Here is an 18,098-nt window from a genome sequence, read left to right on the forward strand (position 1 = left end):
TAGGGGTAAGTAGCTGTAAAGTCAGTTAAGTAAAGGGATGTGGAGCGGTATTGAAGAGGCCTTAATTATCACTATGTGGGATAAGTGATAATTAAGGCGGCAGTTTTTTACTGTTTTATAGTGGGAAAAGGGCTGTTTTGTTAATGGTTAACTTTCGAAATGAAACTTTTTAGGCTTAGTTCATCAAAATCATAAGTAGTGATGCAATAATCACACGTCATCGAAATTTTTCCTTGCTCTGCTAATATCGCTTTAATTTCACTAGGTTCAATTTGCGATATTGCCGATAAACATTTATCCGCAGAACAACCACAGAGGTAACTAACCGTCTGAGGGTCAAAAATGTTCACTTTTTCTTGGTGATACAAACGAAAAAGCAATGCTTCAGCTTCTAAGGAAAATACTTCTTCACTTTTAATGGTATTGGTCAGCTGGCATAAGTGCTCGAAGTCGGTCAATTGTTGCTCTTTGTTTTCAATGCTACCATCGCCATCAGGTAATAATTGCACTAAAGCACCAGCAGCTAATTGCTGTTCAGTATCACAAAACAACCAAATTTTAGTAGGTATTTGCTCTGAGACATCAAAGTAATGGGCCAAACAGTCGGCAAGGGTCTCTTCATCTAAAGCAACAACACCCTGATAGGCTTCACCAGCAGTAGGACGAATGGTGATAATCATCGTTCCTTTACCAATTAACGTTTGCAGAGTGTCAGCTGACGTTTCTTCTGCCATTTTGGCAATGCCACGCATTTGTTGCTTATTATTTCCGCTAACAGACATATAACCGACAGGGCCATCACCTTGCAATTGCACGGTAATATCACCTTCAAATTTGAGGGTCGCGGTTAATAGACAAGTCGCACAAAGTAGCTCACCAAGTAGTTTTTCTACACCGACAGGATAATTATGGTTTTTAATAATACTTTTAAAGCTGCTATCTAATTGTACGAGTTCACCACGGGCATGGGCATCGGAGAATAAGTAGCGATTTAATACATTGAATTGGCTCATGGCAGTTAGATCCTTTCTTTAAATTCACGTAGTTTTCTACGTTGTTTTTTATCTGGTTTAGTATCGCTAGCAGGACTGAGTAAAATGCCTTGTTTACGTGCGAGGGCATTTTTCTCACGACTATCAATACTTTCTTTACTTTCTTGGTATAAGGTTTGAGCAAAAGTAGCGTCACTGCGTTTGTCGGCTAATGCGATAACAGTAACTAATTTTTCTTCAAAGCCTTGTCTGATTTTTATTATATCACCGATTGATACGGCTTTACCTGACTTAGTACGTTGACCATTATAAAAAATTTTACCACCATCAATCATCTCTTTAGCAATAGCACGGGTTCGATAAAACCTAGCAGCCCAAAGCCATTTATCTAATCTGATTGAGTTATTTTTAGGGGGTAGATTTGTTGACATAAGGATACCATTTCTATTAAATTTATTCCTAACTCAGAGCTCTATTAGCGAGCTTAGAATAAGCAAGATTGATTAAACATAGTTCGTCTATCTTTCATTAACTTTGTGCAATTATCAGTTTGCTAATAAGCTCCCAAAGGGCGAGCTTAAAAGGCTTACATGCGGCGTTATTGATTTTGATAAAGGGATAACCATTATAATCAATCAATGCCTTGCCTCTATGCCTTTTAATTCTCGCTGAGTGGGAAATAACTTAATAGACTTGGTATATCCTACAACGGGAACTTTTTTAAATTGAGTGTGTCTGAAATTATTATAACAGCCTTTATATCTGTAGCTTTAGCGATTTTATTACTATTTAGTTACGATTTAATTTACTCAAATAGCTTAAAAACTCTGGCTATGACTTGTTGCTAGCCTTGTGGTCAAGTATCATCCGTGCTTACTTAACAGAAATCTAACATATAGCAGCGACTATAAATGGATAGATTTTATTCAAAATAATAACAATATAAGTAGCTATGGTATTTCCCACTAACATGACAGCGGTTACATCTTTATTCACTCAACTAGGTCATCGACGTGTTGCGCAATTAGTGATGGTACTATTATTAGTTTACATTGCTTATGTAAGTGCAAGTATCACCTGGTCAGTAGTACCGCAAGCTCAATCGAGTAAAAACACCTCAGTTAATGGCAATTCAAAAAACGTTAATGCGAATAAAGCAAACAAGACAATTGATGTTGCTAAAATTCAATCGCTTAATCTTTTTGGTCAATACAATGAGGGTGCCGTTGAAACACCTGAAATTGAAATGTCTAATGTACCAGAAACCAAATTAAATTTAATATTGTCGGGTCTAGTAGCCAGTGATGAAAAATCTATAGCGGCAGCAGTTATTGAAAACCAGGGTAAGCAAGAGACTTATGGTATTGGTGATATCATCATTGGCACGCGTGCTAATCTTGAGCAAGTGTTAATGGACCGAGTAATAATTAAACAATCAGGCCGACTAGAAACCTTAATGCTTGATGGTTTTGACTACAGCCAACCAGCAAAAGGTGTTGCTAATAAACCAGCGCCTAGAAAGCCTCGTCCAAAGGTGGGACCTAATTCCAATGGTTCAGGGGTTGTCGATCAAAGAAGTAATAAACAATTAACAGCAACCGCTAAAAATCTGCGTAATGAACTCTCTAATGATCCGGCAAAAATAGGTGATTACTTACGTATTTCACCTAAGCGAAAAGACGGAAGTATTATAGGTTACACGCTGCGCCCAGGGAAAAAACCAGATTTCTTCAAACAAGCTGGTTTAAAAGCGGGTGACGTTGCCGTTCAAATGAATGGTTTTGATTTGATTGCCCCAGCTCAAGCAATGCAAGCGATGGCAGAAATGAAAACGGCACGTGATATTTCACTCTTGGTCGACCGCCAAGGTAGTTTAACTGAAATACTTATTAGCTTAAATTAACTAGATTAACTAGATTAACCTAATTAATTATCGTAACAATGACGTAATAAAATTATCAATTAAAGATTGTTTAATAACAAATTTCTAATAAAGAATTTAATAAAATAATAAAGCAGAGATACCCCTAATGATGAAAAAGTTTTTATTAACCTTAGCAACAGTGATAGCCATTAATTGCTTATGTTTCGTTGGTCAAGCCAGTGCTGTACAATACTCCCCGAATTTTAAGGGCACTGAAATCACCGAGTTCGTTAATATAGTCGGTAAAAACTTGAAAAAGACCATGATCGTTGATCCCAATGTCCGTGGAAAAATCAATGTGCGTAGTTATGATATGTTGTCGGAAAAGCAATACTATCAATTTTTTCTCAATGTGCTTGAAGTCTACGGTTATGCAGCGGTAGAAATGGATAACAATATTGTTAAAATCATTCGTAATAAAGATGCTAAAACGGCGGCTATTCCGGTAGTCGGCGATAATAGTAATATTATGGGTGATGAAATGGTTACCCGCGTTGTTGAAGTGAAAAATGTCACCGTGCGTGAATTAGTACCACTTTTAAGACAACTGTCAGACCAAGCCGGTGGTGGTAACGTAGTTAACTACGATCCTGCAAACGTTATTATGTTAACGGGCACTGCTTCTACCGTTAATAGACTAGTAAAAATAATCGAACGCGTTGATAGAGCGGGCGATCAAGATGTTGAAATTATAAAGCTTAAGTATGCTTCCGCGGGTGAAATGGTGCGTATCATCGAAGCGATGAACAAACCTACTGGTGGTAAAGCGGGTCAACCTACCTTTTTAATCCCTAAAATTGTTGCCGACGATCGCTCTAATAGCGTTATTGTCAGTGGCGAAGTAAAAGCCCGTGAGCGAGTAGCACGTTTAGTTAAACGTTTAGATAGTGAATTAGAGAGTAATGGCAATACCCGAGTGTATTACCTTAAATATTCTAAAGCTGAAGATTTAGTAAAAGTATTGCAAGGCGTTAGCGATTCTATTTCTTCAGAAGCAAAACCAGCAACGACAAAATCACGTACCAGTAAAAAGCGTGATGTCAGTATTGAGGCGCATGAGTCAACAAATGCGTTAGTGATTACCGCACAGCCAGATATGTTACGTTCTTTAGAAGCGGTAATTCGTCAATTAGATGTTCGTCGCGCGCAAGTATTAGTCGAAGCTATTATTGTTGAAGTATTTGAAAGCGATGGTGTTAGCTTGGGTGTGCAGTGGTATAACGAAGCGGGTGGCTTTACCCAATTTACTAATGGCCCTGCCAGTATCTCTTCTATTGCCGCTGGTGCAAAAGCTGCGGAAGGTGAGGACGGTAGTACTGTTATCAAGGAAAATGGTGATACTACGATTAATCCTCCTACCAATGGCGATTACAGTATTCTTGCACAAGTACTTGGTAATGTTAGCGGTATGATGTTTGGTATTGCTAAAAATGACTGGGGCGCAATTGTCAGTGCGGTAAGCAGTGATACTAATTCTAATATTTTAGCGACACCGAGCATTACGACACTAGATAACGAAGAAGCTTACTTTATTGTTGGTCAAGAAGTGCCAATTATTACCGGTTCAGCAACAGGTAGTAATAACGCCAACCCTTTCCAAACAGTAGACCGTCAAGAAGTAGGCATTAAACTACGTGTTACCCCGCAAGTGAATGAAGGCAATGCGGTGCAATTGATTATTGAACAAGAAGTTTCTTCAGTAAGTGGCACAACGGGTGTAGATATTTCAATTAATAAAAGAGAGATTAAAACTACCGTAATGGCTGACAGTGGCGATACGGTAATACTCGGTGGTTTGATAGATGAAGATGTACAAGAAAGTGTGCAAAAGGTACCGATCTTAGGTGATATTCCTATCATTGGTCATTTATTTAAATCAACCAGTAATAGCACACGTAAACGTAATTTAATGGTGTTTTTACGCGCCACTATTGTCCGTGATTCAGCATTAATGACAGAAATCAGTGAATCTAAATATAACTATATTCGCGCTGACCAAATTCGTAAACATGAAGAAGGTTTGTCATTAATGAGTAATGAAAATATGCCTATCTTACCGCAATGGCAAGACAACTTAACGTTACCACCATCATTTGATGAATATCAGCAGAAGTTGGGCGAAAAGAATATCGAATTGCCTAAGCCTCCTGTAACAACAGAAGGCGTTGCTGCGGAAGAGAAGCAATAATGTCTGATGAATTAGAAGTAGCTGCTATTGATGAGGCAGAGCAAGCACAAGTGAGCAGTACTTGGTTATTGCCGTTTGCGTTTGCTAAACGTCACAGTGTTCTCATTTCTACCGATGAACAAACCGGTGGTTATATTTTACATTGTCTGACCGATGTTAATTTCGATATTATTTTAGAGGTGCGTCGCATACTCAAAGCAGCTTTTGAATTTGATTTTTTAACTTTGGACGCTTTCGAATTATTATTAACGCAAGCTTACCAACGAGACTCTTCTGAAGCACAGCAAATGATGGAAGATATCGGCAACGAAGTTGATTTATACTCACTTGCCGATGAACTCATTGAAAGTGAAGATTTACTTGAAAATGAAGATGATGCGCCAATCATTAAGCTGATCAATGCCATGCTTAGTGAAGCTATCAAAGAAAGAGCTTCAGATATACATATTGAAACTTTCGAGAATACCTTACAAATACGTTTTCGTGTTGATGGTGTTTTACGTGAAGTACTCAAACCTAATCGAAAACTAGCATCGTTGCTCGTTTCTCGTATTAAAGTTATGGCGAAACTAGACATAGCTGAAAAACGTATTCCGCAAGATGGTCGTATTTCGTTACGTATCGGTGGTCGTGCTGTCGATGTACGTGTTTCAACTATGCCTACCGGTCATGGTGAACGTGTGGTATTGCGTTTATTAGATAAAAACGCGGCGCGTTTAGATTTAAAACACTTAGGTATGACTGACACTAACCGTGTTAATTTTTCAGCGCTCATCGAAAAACCTCATGGCATTATCTTAGTAACAGGTCCTACAGGCTCAGGTAAAAGTACCACGCTTTATGCCGGATTAACTCAGATAGACGAGAAAGAACGCAATATTTTAACCTGTGAAGACCCAATAGAATATGCGATTGAAGGCATAGGACAAACCCAAGTTAATACAAAAGTTGACATGACTTTTGCGCGTGGTTTACGTGCTATTTTACGTCAGGATCCTGATGTAGTCATGGTAGGTGAAATTCGTGATTTAGAAACCGCACAAATTGCCGTACAAGCAAGTTTGACTGGTCATTTAGTTTTATCTACTTTGCATACCAATACAGCCGCGGGCGCTATAACGCGTATGGAAGATATGGGAGTAGAACCTTTCTTATTATCGTCGAGTTTATTGGGCGTTTTGGCTCAACGTCTTGTACGTACACTCTGCCCACATTGTCGTGCAAGTCACTTACCTGATGCAGAAGAAAGGCAATTATTAGCCTTACCTGAAGATAATGAATCAGTGATTTATCGTGCTGTTGGTTGTACTGAATGTAGCTTTAAAGGCTACCGAGGCCGAGTTGGTATTCATGAGTTATTACCCGTCGATGAAAAAGTACGTGAACTTATTCATAATGGCCAAGGTGAGCAGGCTATTGAAAAATACGTACGCCATTCCAGTGCCAGTATTCGTCGAGATGGCTTTGATAAAGTTATGCTTGGCAAAACCACTTTAGAGGAAGTCTTGCGAGTTACTCGTGAAGATTAATCATATGAACGTAATCGATTTAATATAAGCAACTAATATAAAAAATTATGGCAGCATTTGAATACCAAGCGGTAGATAGTCGCGGTAAAACTAAAAAAGGCGTTATCGAAGGTGATACGGCTAGGCAGGTGCGTGGATTATTACGCGATCAAGGTTTAATGCCAACGGAAGTTACTGCAACATTAGCGAATAACAAAAAAGCTAATGATAAAAAAAGCTTTTCGGCTGCTTTTAGTCAAAGTGGTGGCGGTAAAGTCTCCACCGCAGAGTTAGCGCTTATCACTCGTCAACTAGCCACGTTAATTGAATCAGGATTACCGTTAGAAGAAGCATTAATTGCGGTTGGCGAACAATGTGAAAAGAACCGCATTAAAAGTATGATAATGGGCGTGCGCACTAAGGTGACTGAAGGTTATGGCCTATCTGAAAGTATGGCAGAATACCCAAAAGTTTTTAATCGATTGTATCGCTCTATGGTTGCAGCAGGTGAAAAATCAGGCCACCTTGATAAAGTACTTAATCGTTTAGCTGATTATACTGAGAAGCGCCAAGAAATGCGCTCACAACTAATCCAAGCACTTGTTTACCCTATTATTATGACCGTTGTGGCCGTAGGGGTTATCGCGGTTTTATTAACGGCTGTAGTACCAAAAATTATCGGTCAGTTTGAACACATGGGTGAGAGTTTACCCGGTACTACCCAATTTTTGATTGCCAGTAGTGATTTTCTTCGAGATTATGGCTTAGTTGTAGTGATACTGTTTGCAGTCATAGCGTTATTGATTTCCCAGTTGTTGAAAAAGCCTCGTATAGAAATGGCCTTCCATCAGTATTTATTACAAGTACCTGGTATAGGTAAAGTTGCTAGGGGTATAAACACGGCTCGTTTTGCCCGTACTTTAAGTATCTTAACGGCAAGTGCCGTTCCCTTGTTAGAAAGTATGAAAATATCAGGTGAGGTACTTGATAATTTATATATCAAAAAACAAGTGAAAGCATCGACCGATAAAGTACGTGAAGGGTCGAGTTTACGTGTGTCGCTGGAGCAAACAAAATTGTTTCCACCTATGATGTTGCATATGATTGCTAGTGGTGAGAAAAGTGGTCAATTAGAGCATATGTTAGGTAGGGCGGCAGACAATCAAGATAGAGAATTTGATGCCTTAGTGAGTATTTCATTGAAAGCATTTGAACCAGCTCTAATGGTCGGCATGGCAGGAGTAGTACTCTTTATTGTGATGGCCATTTTAGAACCCATTTTACAACTTAATAGCCTAGTGGGTGGCTAACTTCAACTTTACCGTAGTTACATCAATTTATCAGACGTTAGGAATGAATATGAATATGAAAAAATCTCAGGGTTTCAGTTTGTTGGAACTAATGGTCGTCATTGTAATTATTGGTATTATTGCCAGTATGATCGTACCGAACATCATGGGTAGCCAAGAGCGTGCAAATACACAAAAAGCGGTATCAGATATTACCGCTTTAGAAGGTTCGTTGAGTTTGTATAAAATGGATAATTATGATTATCCGACGACTGAGCAAGGACTTGAAGCACTTGTTGAACAAACCGATCTTGAGCCAGAGCCACGTCGTTTTCCTGAAGATGGTTACATTAAACGTTTACCAAAAGATCCTTGGGGTAGTGAGTACGTTTTATTGAATCCAGGCGAACAGGGTAAAATGGATGTATTTTCAGTAGGTCCAGACCGCGAAGCCGGTACCGAAGATGATATCGGTAACTGGAATTTAGGCGATTATCAATAAGTAACGGCGGATCTTTTTGCTGTAAAGCAAAATTTATGCGTCAAAGGTACTCATTGACTAACGTCAACTCCGTGCCTTTTCCTGTAAATTATGCCTTGCAGCTTCAAGTTCAACCATTACTCTTTAGTCAGAAATTCGGTTTAACACCACGATGTAAAAGAGACTTTTTAGCCATTATTACTTTATTATGAACCTTAAACATTCAACATTAGCATTGAAACAGCGTGGCTTTACCTTAATTGAGTTGATGGTCGTGGTGCTTATCGTTGGTCTTATGGCTAGCTTAGTGCAATTTAATGTATCGGGTAAACGCCCTGATGATTCATTACAGTACGAGAGTGCTCGCTTTGCTGCTATTTTTGAAGTGGCCGCTGAATATGGCATGCTTAATAATATTGAATTAGGGTTGATTGTTAACAAAGATAGCTATCAGTTTGTTGGTTATGACGGCACGCAATGGACTGAAATTCCTGATCAAGACTGGCAAGCCAATGTTACTGTGCCGGAAGAAGTCGAGCTCAGCATAGAGCTAGATGATTTACCCATTGAAGAGCCAATGCTCTTTGATGCTGATACTTTTAAAGAAAAAGATGAAGATGATTTCACTTTGCTTTCTAAAGAAGAACAAGAGAAAAAAATAATTCCGCAAGTCTATATTCTCTCAGGGGGTGACCTTAGCCCTTTTAGTGTTACTTTTCGTTTAACTGAAGAGCTTGCCTATATCGAAGACGCTGAAGATTTAGCTTATCGCGTTACGGGTTTATACAGTGTGCCATTAACTATTGAGGGACCAGTGCTCGATGACTAATAACGTTAATCTTTTTAAGCAAGCTGGTTTTACCTTAATTGAAGTGATGCTAGCGATGGCCGTTTTTTCTATTGCAGGATTAGCGCTGCTCGGCGTTGCGGATAATAATTACCGTCATATTAGTCATTTAGAAGAACAAATGTTTGCTAACTGGGTTGCCTCCAATCAATTAGTTGAAGTCAGTTTAGATAAAACTTGGCCGCCTAAAAACAACAAGAAAGGTAACGTTGAGATGGCGGGTAGAACCTGGTATTGGCAGCAGAAAGTGATTAAAACAACGAATAAAGAATTACGCTCCTTAGTGATGGAAATACGCTTAAAAGAAGACGATGAGTTAGTAAGTGCTAGCTTAATGACTTATCTGGCTCAGGATAAACCCTGATGAACGTAAGTCTTAATAAAATGAATACCGTGGTTAAATCCGCACATCAAGGTTTTACCTTACTAGAGGTGCTGATTGCTATTGCTATATTCTCAGTCGTTAGTTTGGCCAGTTTTACCATCTTTGATACCGTATTACGTGGCGATGAAAGCTCAAAAATTCGTAGTGAAAGGCAAAATGAATTGCAACGTGCCTTTTTATTAATGGAACGAGATTTTACTCAAATAGCTAAACGCACTATGCGCGTGAATGGCGAAGAGCCCGGTAAAACTTTTATACAAACCGCTGATGATAGCTTTTTAGCTGATGAGCAAGCGATTGCTTTTGTACGTAATGGCTGGACTAATCCAGGGTTACTATTGCCGCGTAGTGATATGCAAAGTGTTGCTTATCGTCTCGTTGATGATACATTGCAGCGTTTACATTATAACTTTGTTGATGCTGTCGTTGGTCAAGAGCCGAGAATAAGACCCTTAATAACTCTGGTAACAAGTGTCGGGTTTGAATTTCATGATGGTAAAAAGTGGCAAAAAAAATGGTCTGGCGAAACATTACCGCTAGCCATTGCTATTGAAATTGAAACAGAAGACTATGGTTTGATTCGTCGTCAGTTTTTAGTAGCAGGTGATGATTCTACCGCTGAACAGAGTAGAACCTAACTTATGTCTCTTAGTCTATCGTTATTCAGTTTACAGCAAAAAAATCAACGAGGTGTTGCGTTAATTACCGTGATGCTTATTGTTGCTTTAGTCTCCATTATTGCTGCGCAAATGACGACCCGATTACAAACTCAAATGCAGCGTAGTACCAATATTATTTTCAATCAACAAGCCTACTGGTATGCTTTGGGTGCTGAAGCATTCACTAAACGAGTATTAATTAAAGCGTTTAAAGATGAGCCAGAAGTAACACACCTTGAACAAATTTGGGCTGAAGAGGGCAGTAATTACCCTGTTGATTTTGGCGAAATAAGTGGTGAAATATCGGACTTACAAAGCTGTCTGAACCTTAATGCTTTACACCCTAAAGCTAAAACAAAGGATGAGGCTGCTAATAATTCCTCTAGTTCATCAAAATCAGCTAGTAAAACGCCTAGTGCTACCGCTTCAAAAAGTAAAACAGGTAGTGATAAACAGCTGCCTGCAGCAACCGTATTAGAAGGGCTTATCATCAATTTAAATATTGAAGGTATTGGCAATTTTGAAGCCGAAGCTATGGTTAATGCCTTGACCGATTGGCTCGATAGTAATGATATGATAACAGGCTCAGGTGGCGCGGAAGATAATGATTATGCTTCTCGAGAATTCCCTTACCTTGCTGCGAATAGCTATTTAGGTAGTGTTAACGAGTTAAGGTTAATTGAACACTTTACCCCTGCGGTTATTTTAGCGCTGACCCCATATGTGTGTGTACTGCCACAAAATGCTCAGCACCTAATAAATATCAATACGTTGGATGCGGAAAAACCAGAATTACTGCAAGCTTTACTTGATTCAAGTTTAGAAGACGCGCAAGAAATACTGAGTTCACGAGATAGTTCAGGTTATGAAAACTTAGAAGATTTTTATGCGTTACCTGAATTAAGCAAGGTAAATATGGAAAAGTGGCAAAAGGAACAGTTTGTTGTTGATAGCGATTACTTCAAATTGAAAGCCAGTGCACGTTTTAATAACAGCTATTTTTCTATGAGTTCAATAATGAAAGTTAATGATACACAACAAATTCAAATAATTAGTCGTACTATAGGTCGTAACTAGTGATAGAAACATTATTTATCCGTCTAGGCAGTCAAGCTCACAATACCATTCATTGGTTGGTTGTGGCTGAAACTAGCAACAATGCGCAGGAAATTATAGCGAGTGGTGAGTTAACAGATGCTCAACAACTCAGTGAGCTTACTAGCAAGGCCGAACAGCGCCAGGTCAAGGTGTTAGTACCTGGCTGTGACGTACTGTTAAAGTCGTTAAAAGTTCCGGCGAAATCATCTCGAGCAATGCGATTAGCAACGCCTTATATGTTAGAGGATAGTTTAGCTGAAGACGTCGAACAGCTCTTCTTCGCTTATGCAGATTTAGCTATCGATGAGCAGGAGAATAATTGTTTCACCGCCATTGTCGCTCATAAACAGATGCAACAGTGGATGTCATGGTTAGCTGAAGCTGATATATACACTAAATGCATCTTACCTGATGTATTGGCTATGCCATTTACCGATGCAGGCTGGAGCGCAATTACCCTTGGTGATGCTAATCAAACACAGGTTATTGTTCGTCAAAAGCTTTGGCAGGGATTTACCTTAGACGCGAGTGCATGGCAATTACAATGTCAGGCTTTCTCTGCAGAGGCACCTGATGGTGATGAAGACAATGAACAGCAAACTAGTGTCAACATTGAGGCATATTCACCCTTAGCCCATAGTGAGCAATTAGCGGTAAAGGCAATGCCAGAAGAATTGCCTTTAGCACTAATGGCGATGAATTATGACAGTCAATTAAATCGCTTTAATTTGTTGCAAGGCCAATACCTGATTAAAGAAAACCGTAGCAATGCAGGACGACAATGGTTATGGGTTGCAGGTGTTGCTGTGTTTGCTTTGCTGCTTAGTTTAGGTCATAAAAGTGCACAACTATGGCAACTTAACGCTGAGCAAGAACAAGTAAAGCAAAGCATTATATCCACTTACAAAAATGCGTTTCCAAAAACAAAACGTGTACGTGTTTCTACCATAAAATCACAACTAAATCGTGAGTTAGCCTTACTTGGTGGCGTAGGTGATAGGCAAGGGTTTTTAGCTATGCTTGCTAAAATACAACCAGCCTTTACTAAAGTACCGGCATTAAAACCAGAGTCGTTGAAGTTTGATAGTAAGAGACAAGAATTACGTATTCAAGCAACAGCTAAGGATTATCAAGCTTTTGAACAGTTTAGTATTGCATTAGCCGCTGCCAATTTAACCGTTAAGCAAGGTTCACAAAGTAATCAAGGTGATCAAGTGACGGGCTCTTTCAGTATATCTGATAAAGAGTCGAGTAAAGGGGCGAATAAAAGCAAATCGACCACCCAGAAGCGCAGTAATAAAAGCAATAAGGAAGCATCATAATGAAAGCATGGTGGCAACAATTAAACAGTAGAGAGCAGCGCCTTGTAGCTGCGATGGCACTGGTTTTTATCGTCTTTATTTTTTATAGCGCGATATGGCAGCCGATTAATAACAGCATAACTGAAGCTAATAGTAAATTAACAAGACAACAGGAGCTGTTAACCTGGGTGCAAGAAAAAACCACCTTATATAAACAAGCTAAAAAATCAGGTGGTAAATCTAACCTCAGTGGTAGCATCTCCAGTGTGGCTAATCGTAGTGCAAAAACGTACAAATTGACCATTACGCGTATGCAACCTCAGGGTGAGGACTTACAAGTCTGGATAGACAGCACCCCTTTTACTCAATTATTGTTCTGGCTTGAGCATTTAGCTAACAATGAAGGTTTGCAAGTGAAAGCGATTGATTTAACTCACGGTGATAGTGCTGGTGAGGTGAAAGTTCGACGCTTACATCTTGCTAAGTTGTAAGCATAAAGCCATTAGCACTATAAGTTATCAGTTACTAAACGGCATAGCTAACGTTAGCCAAATGAAAATAATAGAATATAGAGAAATTAGATGAAGAAGTGGTTTGCTATAACGGCAATTTTTTTGAGTAGTTATTTAGTCTTTTTAGTGACAACGATGCCACTAGCATTTTTGATAAACAATATTGAGCTCCCGAAGAACGTTCATATTAGTACGGTTTCAGGTTCAATTTGGCAAGGTGAAATTGCGCAAATAGCGGTAGACAACAATGAAATTCAACAAATCAAAACAGCGCTTAGTTTTTGGTCTTTGTTAAGTTTATCTCCTACTGTCGATGTTAGCTTTGGTGATGCCACCTCAGCAGGTGCTGAGGGCAAATTTACCTTAACCGTATCGGCTAATAAACTGCAACTCAATGATGTTGAGCTTTTTGTTTCAGCGAATGATATTGCTAAGCAACTACCATTACCTATTCCTGTCACAGCACAGGGTAATATAGAATTATTATTTTCTGAGTTGATTATTGATAGGTCAGAAAAATTAGTTTGTCAGCAAGCGCAAGGGCACATTAGTTGGATTCGCTCAGGTGTAGTTGCTTTAGATAACAACATTAAACTAGGTAAGATCGACGCAGATTTGGATTGTGAAAAAGGTGACTTAAGAGCCAAAATATTACCTAAAAATACTTTGGGATTAAGTTTTAATGCGCGCTTGTCACTAGCCAATCAAAAAGCGTCAGGGCAAGGGTATTTAAAACCAGGGCCTAAATTTCCAGCGCAGTTACAATCTGCTTTATCTTTTCTAGGTCGCCCTGATAATCAAGGTCGCTATCAGTTAAGGTTTTAGCTGCACTCTATTCAGATAATACCCTAGTCAGTGCAAGTCATTTGATTAGGGTCTTATACCAATTCCGATAAGTTTCTGATCTTGTTGTACGAAGTAAAAATATTTCAGGGCAAGGCGCTTGATTGACCAATAGCTGGCTATTGGGATTGAAAGCAACGCCGTCATGGAGAATTTTAGCCAGTACAAGTGGTCAATAATTTAACGGAATTGGTATTAAACCATTTTATATCCTTATACTTCTGTTTAGCCCTAATCTTCGACAGTATTAGGTAGTGATGGCCAGTCTTTGGCACTTAGTCTACCTTGCTCAATCATACCGCCAAGTCCCTGTAGGCCACCTGTGTGCAATAAAACAATGCGCTCATAGGGTTTGAAGTAACCTTGCGAAATTAAATCAAGTAAAGCCAAAATCATCTTGCCAGAATAAACCGGCTCAAAGGTTATACCTGTTTGTTCGTTAAAAGCGATGATGCGTTCTACATCCGCAGCACTAAACTTACCATAACCACCACGATGGAACCTTGTTAGTAATTCCCAGTTCTTATGGGTTAAACCTTCAGGAGTAAGTAAGCACTTAACCTCATCAATTAAATATTCAGCTTGTTTTAATACCGCGATACCTAAAATTTTATGTTGTTTGCTATTGGCAACACTATCACCACAAATTAAGCCAGCTAAAGTGCCTCCGCTACCAACTGGGGTGATCAAGGTATCGAAATCAGCCTGGCTTTGTAATTCTGTTAATACCTCGGCTACACCAGGGATGGCAAGTGAGTTGCTACCCCCCTCAGGTATAATAAAATGCTGTGGATATATCTCTTTAAGTTCGTCAATAAAGTTCGTCTCAAATCGGCGACGGTAAGTTTTCCTGTCGACAAAGTGACATTGCATGCCCCAGTGTCTTGCCCAAGTTAAAGTGAAGTTGTTGGCATAGTCTGATTCACCTCTAATAACACCAATACAGGGAATGTTTTCTTGTTTACAAGCGTAGGCAAAGGCATGAATATGGTTGGAGTAGCTGCCGCCAAAAGTAAGTGCACCTTGGTAGTTACTCTTTTTTAGTTGCGCTAGGTTGTATTTAAGTTTGCGCCATTTGTTACCCGAAATGATGTCATGCAACAAATCATCACGTTTGACTCGCACATCAAGGTTATATTTCTCAAAGAGTGGGTGCTTGATCTTTTGTAAGATTGACAATGGCTTATGCATGATTTTTAAACTACAGTGAATTAATGGCAGAGTAAGATTATTATAAACGATATCGTTATTTTCTTGTGTTTTTCTTCTCGCGGTTCTCTTATAAATGTAAATGGATTTGTTACATTCTTTACGGTTCTGATTATTGTATAAATGACTAATAAACTTAGCTAATAGTACTAGTAAAGCTTGCTCTGTAGCAGTGAAAAAGGGTATATTGCTAATAATTTTAGCTATGATGCGATGTTGCCGATAAATGTCATTTTTAACGAAAATAAGCCAAATTTTTTCAAAAAATAGTTCAAGTCAGCGTCTTGGAATTGCTTTTCAGCAGCAGGGTGTCTCCTTATGCTCTATTCCTCAGCAAAAACTCAATAGCCCTATCGATGAAAAACAAGTAGCCCAAGTACTCTTTAAACATGAAAAGGCTAACTCTGTAAACTTTGCAAAAGCGATTCAAGCATTACACGACAACAGTGAACTTGAAGGGGCGGTTAGCTTAGTACTCAATGAAGCACAATCCCAAGTAGTACAAGTAGACAAACCTAACGTGCCTGAAAGTGAAATAAACAGCGCGTTGAAGTGGCAAATTAAAGATCTAGTGACTATTTCACCGGCCAACATGGTGTTGGATTATTATGATGCTCCGACCCTTGCGGGTGGCCAAGAAAAAATTAATGTGGTTTGTGCACCGTTAGATGAATTAAAGAAACTTGTGACAGCGGCAGAGCAAGGCATGGTTAAGGTCAGCGCTATCACTACCCAAGAATTTGCTTTTGCTAACTTATTGCCACCACAGAGTGATGCGCATTTATTGGTTTGCCAGCAACCCAATGAAGAGATTGTTTTAATTATTGTTAAACAGAAGCAAATATTTTTTCAACGTCGTTTACGCGGGTTTGCTCAAATTTCGAGTAAAACCGCAGATGAATTATCGGGTACTGTTATTGATAACCTCAGCTTAGAGATTCAGCGCTCGACAGATTACTTTGAACGCCAGCTAAAACAAGCACCGATTAAAAGCATTAAGGTTTTAGTACCGATTGACTTGGAAAGTATCTTTATAGAAAAACTAGCTGAAAATAGCGCTGTGCCAGTGAGTTTACTAGAATTACCAAGACCATATCATCAACATCGTGATTTTGGCGCTGTGATCGGTGCAAGCTTAGAAGATGTGCCATACAGTGCAGAGACAGAGACAGAGGCTTTAGCGGGAGCGAATTATGGCAACTAAACAGTCTATTAATTTATTACAAGCGGAGCTTTTCCCCGAGCAGCCCCTATTAACATTACCAAGAGTGGTTGGTGCTTGGTTAGCGCTAATGCTGGTGATGGTTACCTGGTCGATAGTTACTGAAGTTAACTATAAGCAGTCAGGCGCTAAATATGATGCCTTGTTAATAGAGCAACAGCAAAAACAAAAGCTTACTAAACAGCTGGAATCTCAACTGAAAAATAGGCAGATTTCTCCTGCTTTGCAAAATAATCTCGACACAATAAAATTAGTAATGCAGCATAAAAATGCACTGTTAGCTAAGCTTACAGATTCAAACGAAACGTTTGCAGGTGGTTTTGTGATGGCGATGAATGATCTATCCGCTATGCATCATAAAGATATTCGATTACAAACCATTAGTATCAACGTTAACGAAATGAGTTTTACCGGGCTAGCAAGAACCCCTCAAGCGGTGCCAGCATGGTTAGCAGGTTTTAAAACGTCTCGTTTATTATCAGGTAAATCGTTTGTGCAATTTAAGTTGGCTAAGAATGAACAAAATATTACTGAGTTTGTTGTCAGCTCTGTAGCGACAAAGGGTAAGAGCTAATGAAGCAAAAATGGCAAGACGGTAGTGATAAGTTTCTACAAATAACAAGTCGCGAGCAAGGTTTAGTACTGCTAACGGGGCTAGTGGCAATATTTTTTATTATCTCATATTTTTTTATTGATGATAAAAGTGCCAAAATTATTAGCTTCGACAAACAAAGCCGAGCGATGACATCAGGTAATAAAACACTTAATTTTTCAATTAAAGAATACCAAGCGGCACTTAAGCAAAATCCCGATAGTGATACCGTTAAACAAGTGGCTCAACTTGAAGCTAAGCTTGCCAAAATTGACAGTCAATTAGTGCATTTAACAACAGAGTTAATTAGCCCGAGTGAAATGCGTAAAGCGCTAGTGAAGCTGCTTAATCTAGAGCCTGGAGTATCATTACTTTCTTTTGAACTGATTGGTGCAAAACCTTTATTAGATTTATCCGTGAAAGGCAAAGATGAGACAGATGATAGAGCTTCACCAAACGCAGAACAACTGGGTTTAAACCTATATAAACATGGTATTAAAATTAAATTATCAGGTAAATATTTTCAATTACGCAATTATTTACAACAACTTGAAAAGCTATCGTGGAAGTTTTTTTGGCAAGATTTTGAATTAGAAGTGAAAGAATATCCACGCAGTGAAGTAGATATAACCATCTACAGTTTAGGGTTGAATAAGGAGTTTATTGGTGTTTAAAGCTTATTTTAATGCATTGTTAACCACAGCTTTGGTTGTGGTAACCCTATTAACTTCATTCGTCACTCTGGCTGCAGATGTTGACCCTACTCGACCTTTTGGTGTAAGTGGCTCTAGCAGTAATAGTGAAATAAAGCGTGTTGACGGTTTTGTATTAACTTCTATTATTCATGGTGATGGCATTCATACCGCGGTCATTAATGGCAAAATATACAAAATGTTTGATTATATTGGCGAGCATCGCATCACCGCAATTAACAGTCATAACGTGATCTTACGTAGTAAATCTGAACGATTAAAAATCAGTGTTTTTAAGAGTAAGGGTTTTAAAAGTAACGTAGTAGAAAAGTCGGTAGCTAACTAATGATGAAAAC

At 38.9% G+C, this 18,098-nt stretch carries 19 protein-coding genes; 16 read left to right on the forward strand and 3 right to left on the reverse strand.

Features of this window, described 5'->3' with window-relative positions; all coding sequences use genetic code 11:
• Positions 1–140: 140 nt before the first annotated feature.
• Positions 141–1,013, reverse strand: coding sequence for an Hsp33 family molecular chaperone HslO (hslO, locus tag CXF85_RS06465; RefSeq protein ID WP_101227693.1), 873 nt, complete (start codon positions 1,011–1,013; stop codon positions 141–143).
• A gap of 5 nt (positions 1,014–1,018) precedes the next feature.
• Positions 1,019–1,423: a S4 domain-containing protein gene (locus CXF85_RS06470; RefSeq protein WP_101227694.1), complete on the reverse strand. Its 405-nt coding sequence runs from the start codon at positions 1,421–1,423 to the stop codon at positions 1,019–1,021.
• A gap of 539 nt (positions 1,424–1,962) precedes the next feature.
• Here CXF85_RS06470 and gspC point away from each other — a divergent pair.
• The 12 genes from gspC (at position 1,963) to CXF85_RS06530 (ending at position 14,009) form a co-directional block, all read left to right on the forward strand.
• Entirely contained in the window at positions 1,963–2,895 is a 933-nt protein-coding gene (gene gspC / locus CXF85_RS06475; RefSeq protein ID WP_232771098.1) for a type II secretion system protein GspC, read from the forward strand.
• A gap of 127 nt (positions 2,896–3,022) precedes the next feature.
• Entirely contained in the window at positions 3,023–5,104 is a 2,082-nt protein-coding gene (gene gspD, locus CXF85_RS06480) for a type II secretion system secretin GspD (RefSeq protein ID WP_101227696.1), read from the forward strand.
• Complete coding sequence (gene gspE, locus CXF85_RS06485; RefSeq protein ID WP_101227697.1) at positions 5,104–6,633, forward strand: type II secretion system ATPase GspE; 1,530 nt, start codon at positions 5,104–5,106, stop codon at positions 6,631–6,633. The genes gspD and gspE overlap by 1 nt, the downstream gene beginning before the upstream one ends.
• A 47-nt stretch (positions 6,634–6,680) precedes the next feature.
• Positions 6,681–7,922 (forward strand): type II secretion system inner membrane protein GspF, encoded by a 1,242-nt coding sequence (gene gspF / locus CXF85_RS06490; protein ID WP_101227698.1) that lies wholly within the window; start codon positions 6,681–6,683, stop codon positions 7,920–7,922.
• Positions 7,923–7,965: 43 nt separating this feature from the next.
• Positions 7,966–8,403 carry a type II secretion system major pseudopilin GspG gene (gspG, locus tag CXF85_RS06495; protein ID WP_101227938.1) on the forward strand — a complete coding sequence of 146 codons (438 nt, stop codon included), beginning with the start codon at positions 7,966–7,968 and terminating at the stop codon, positions 8,401–8,403.
• A 187-nt stretch (positions 8,404–8,590) separates the two neighbouring features.
• Complete coding sequence (gene gspH, locus CXF85_RS06500; RefSeq protein ID WP_232771099.1) at positions 8,591–9,211, forward strand: type II secretion system minor pseudopilin GspH; 621 nt, start codon at positions 8,591–8,593, stop codon at positions 9,209–9,211.
• A complete protein-coding gene (gene gspI / locus CXF85_RS06505) occupies positions 9,204–9,593 on the forward strand; it encodes a type II secretion system minor pseudopilin GspI (RefSeq protein ID WP_101227700.1) in 390 nt (129 codons plus the stop codon). The genes gspH and gspI overlap by 8 nt, the downstream gene beginning before the upstream one ends.
• Positions 9,593–10,252 carry a type II secretion system minor pseudopilin GspJ gene (gspJ, locus tag CXF85_RS06510; protein WP_101227701.1) on the forward strand — a complete coding sequence of 220 codons (660 nt, stop codon included), beginning with the start codon at positions 9,593–9,595 and terminating at the stop codon, positions 10,250–10,252. Before gspI ends, gspJ begins: the two co-directional genes overlap by 1 nt.
• Positions 10,253–10,255: 3 nt before the next feature.
• Positions 10,256–11,350, forward strand: a complete 1,095-nt coding sequence (gene gspK / locus CXF85_RS06515) for a type II secretion system minor pseudopilin GspK (RefSeq protein WP_101227702.1) — start codon at positions 10,256–10,258, stop codon at positions 11,348–11,350.
• The gene (gspL, locus tag CXF85_RS06520) at positions 11,350–12,693 is read left to right on the forward strand and encodes a type II secretion system protein GspL (RefSeq protein WP_101227703.1); all 1,344 of its coding nucleotides are present in this window, start codon (positions 11,350–11,352) and stop codon (positions 12,691–12,693) included. The genes gspK and gspL overlap by 1 nt, the downstream gene beginning before the upstream one ends.
• Positions 12,693–13,163 (forward strand): type II secretion system protein GspM, encoded by a 471-nt coding sequence (gene gspM, locus CXF85_RS06525; RefSeq protein ID WP_101227704.1) that lies wholly within the window; start codon positions 12,693–12,695, stop codon positions 13,161–13,163. Before gspL ends, gspM begins: the two co-directional genes overlap by 1 nt.
• Positions 13,164–13,253: 90 nt before the next feature.
• Positions 13,254–14,009 carry a type II secretion system protein N gene (locus tag CXF85_RS06530; protein WP_101227705.1) on the forward strand — a complete coding sequence of 252 codons (756 nt, stop codon included), beginning with the start codon at positions 13,254–13,256 and terminating at the stop codon, positions 14,007–14,009.
• A 249-nt stretch (positions 14,010–14,258) separates the two neighbouring features.
• On the opposite strand, the gene CXF85_RS06535 is transcribed toward CXF85_RS06530, so the two are convergent.
• Entirely contained in the window at positions 14,259–15,206 is a 948-nt protein-coding gene (locus CXF85_RS06535; protein WP_232771100.1) for a 1-aminocyclopropane-1-carboxylate deaminase/D-cysteine desulfhydrase, read from the reverse strand.
• Between the two features lie 256 nt (positions 15,207–15,462).
• On the opposite strand from CXF85_RS06535, the gene CXF85_RS06540 reads away from it, so the two are divergent.
• From CXF85_RS06540 to CXF85_RS06555, 4 genes are read left to right on the forward strand one after another with little or no spacing between them, the layout of a single operon-like run.
• The gene (locus CXF85_RS06540; protein ID WP_101227707.1) at positions 15,463–16,440 is read left to right on the forward strand and encodes a hypothetical protein; all 978 of its coding nucleotides are present in this window, start codon (positions 15,463–15,465) and stop codon (positions 16,438–16,440) included.
• Entirely contained in the window at positions 16,430–17,032 is a 603-nt protein-coding gene (locus CXF85_RS06545; RefSeq protein ID WP_101227708.1) for a PilN domain-containing protein, read from the forward strand. Before CXF85_RS06540 ends, CXF85_RS06545 begins: the two co-directional genes overlap by 11 nt.
• A complete protein-coding gene (locus CXF85_RS06550; protein ID WP_101227709.1) occupies positions 17,032–17,724 on the forward strand; it encodes a hypothetical protein in 693 nt (230 codons plus the stop codon). The genes CXF85_RS06545 and CXF85_RS06550 overlap by 1 nt, the downstream gene beginning before the upstream one ends.
• Positions 17,717–18,088 carry a hypothetical protein gene (locus CXF85_RS06555; protein ID WP_101227710.1) on the forward strand — a complete coding sequence of 124 codons (372 nt, stop codon included), beginning with the start codon at positions 17,717–17,719 and terminating at the stop codon, positions 18,086–18,088. Before CXF85_RS06550 ends, CXF85_RS06555 begins: the two co-directional genes overlap by 8 nt.
• Positions 18,089–18,098: the final 10 nt, after the last annotated feature.

The sequence above is a fragment of the Colwellia sp. 75C3 genome (assembly GCF_002836255.1).
Taxonomy (GTDB): Bacteria; Pseudomonadota; Gammaproteobacteria; order Enterobacterales; family Alteromonadaceae; genus Colwellia.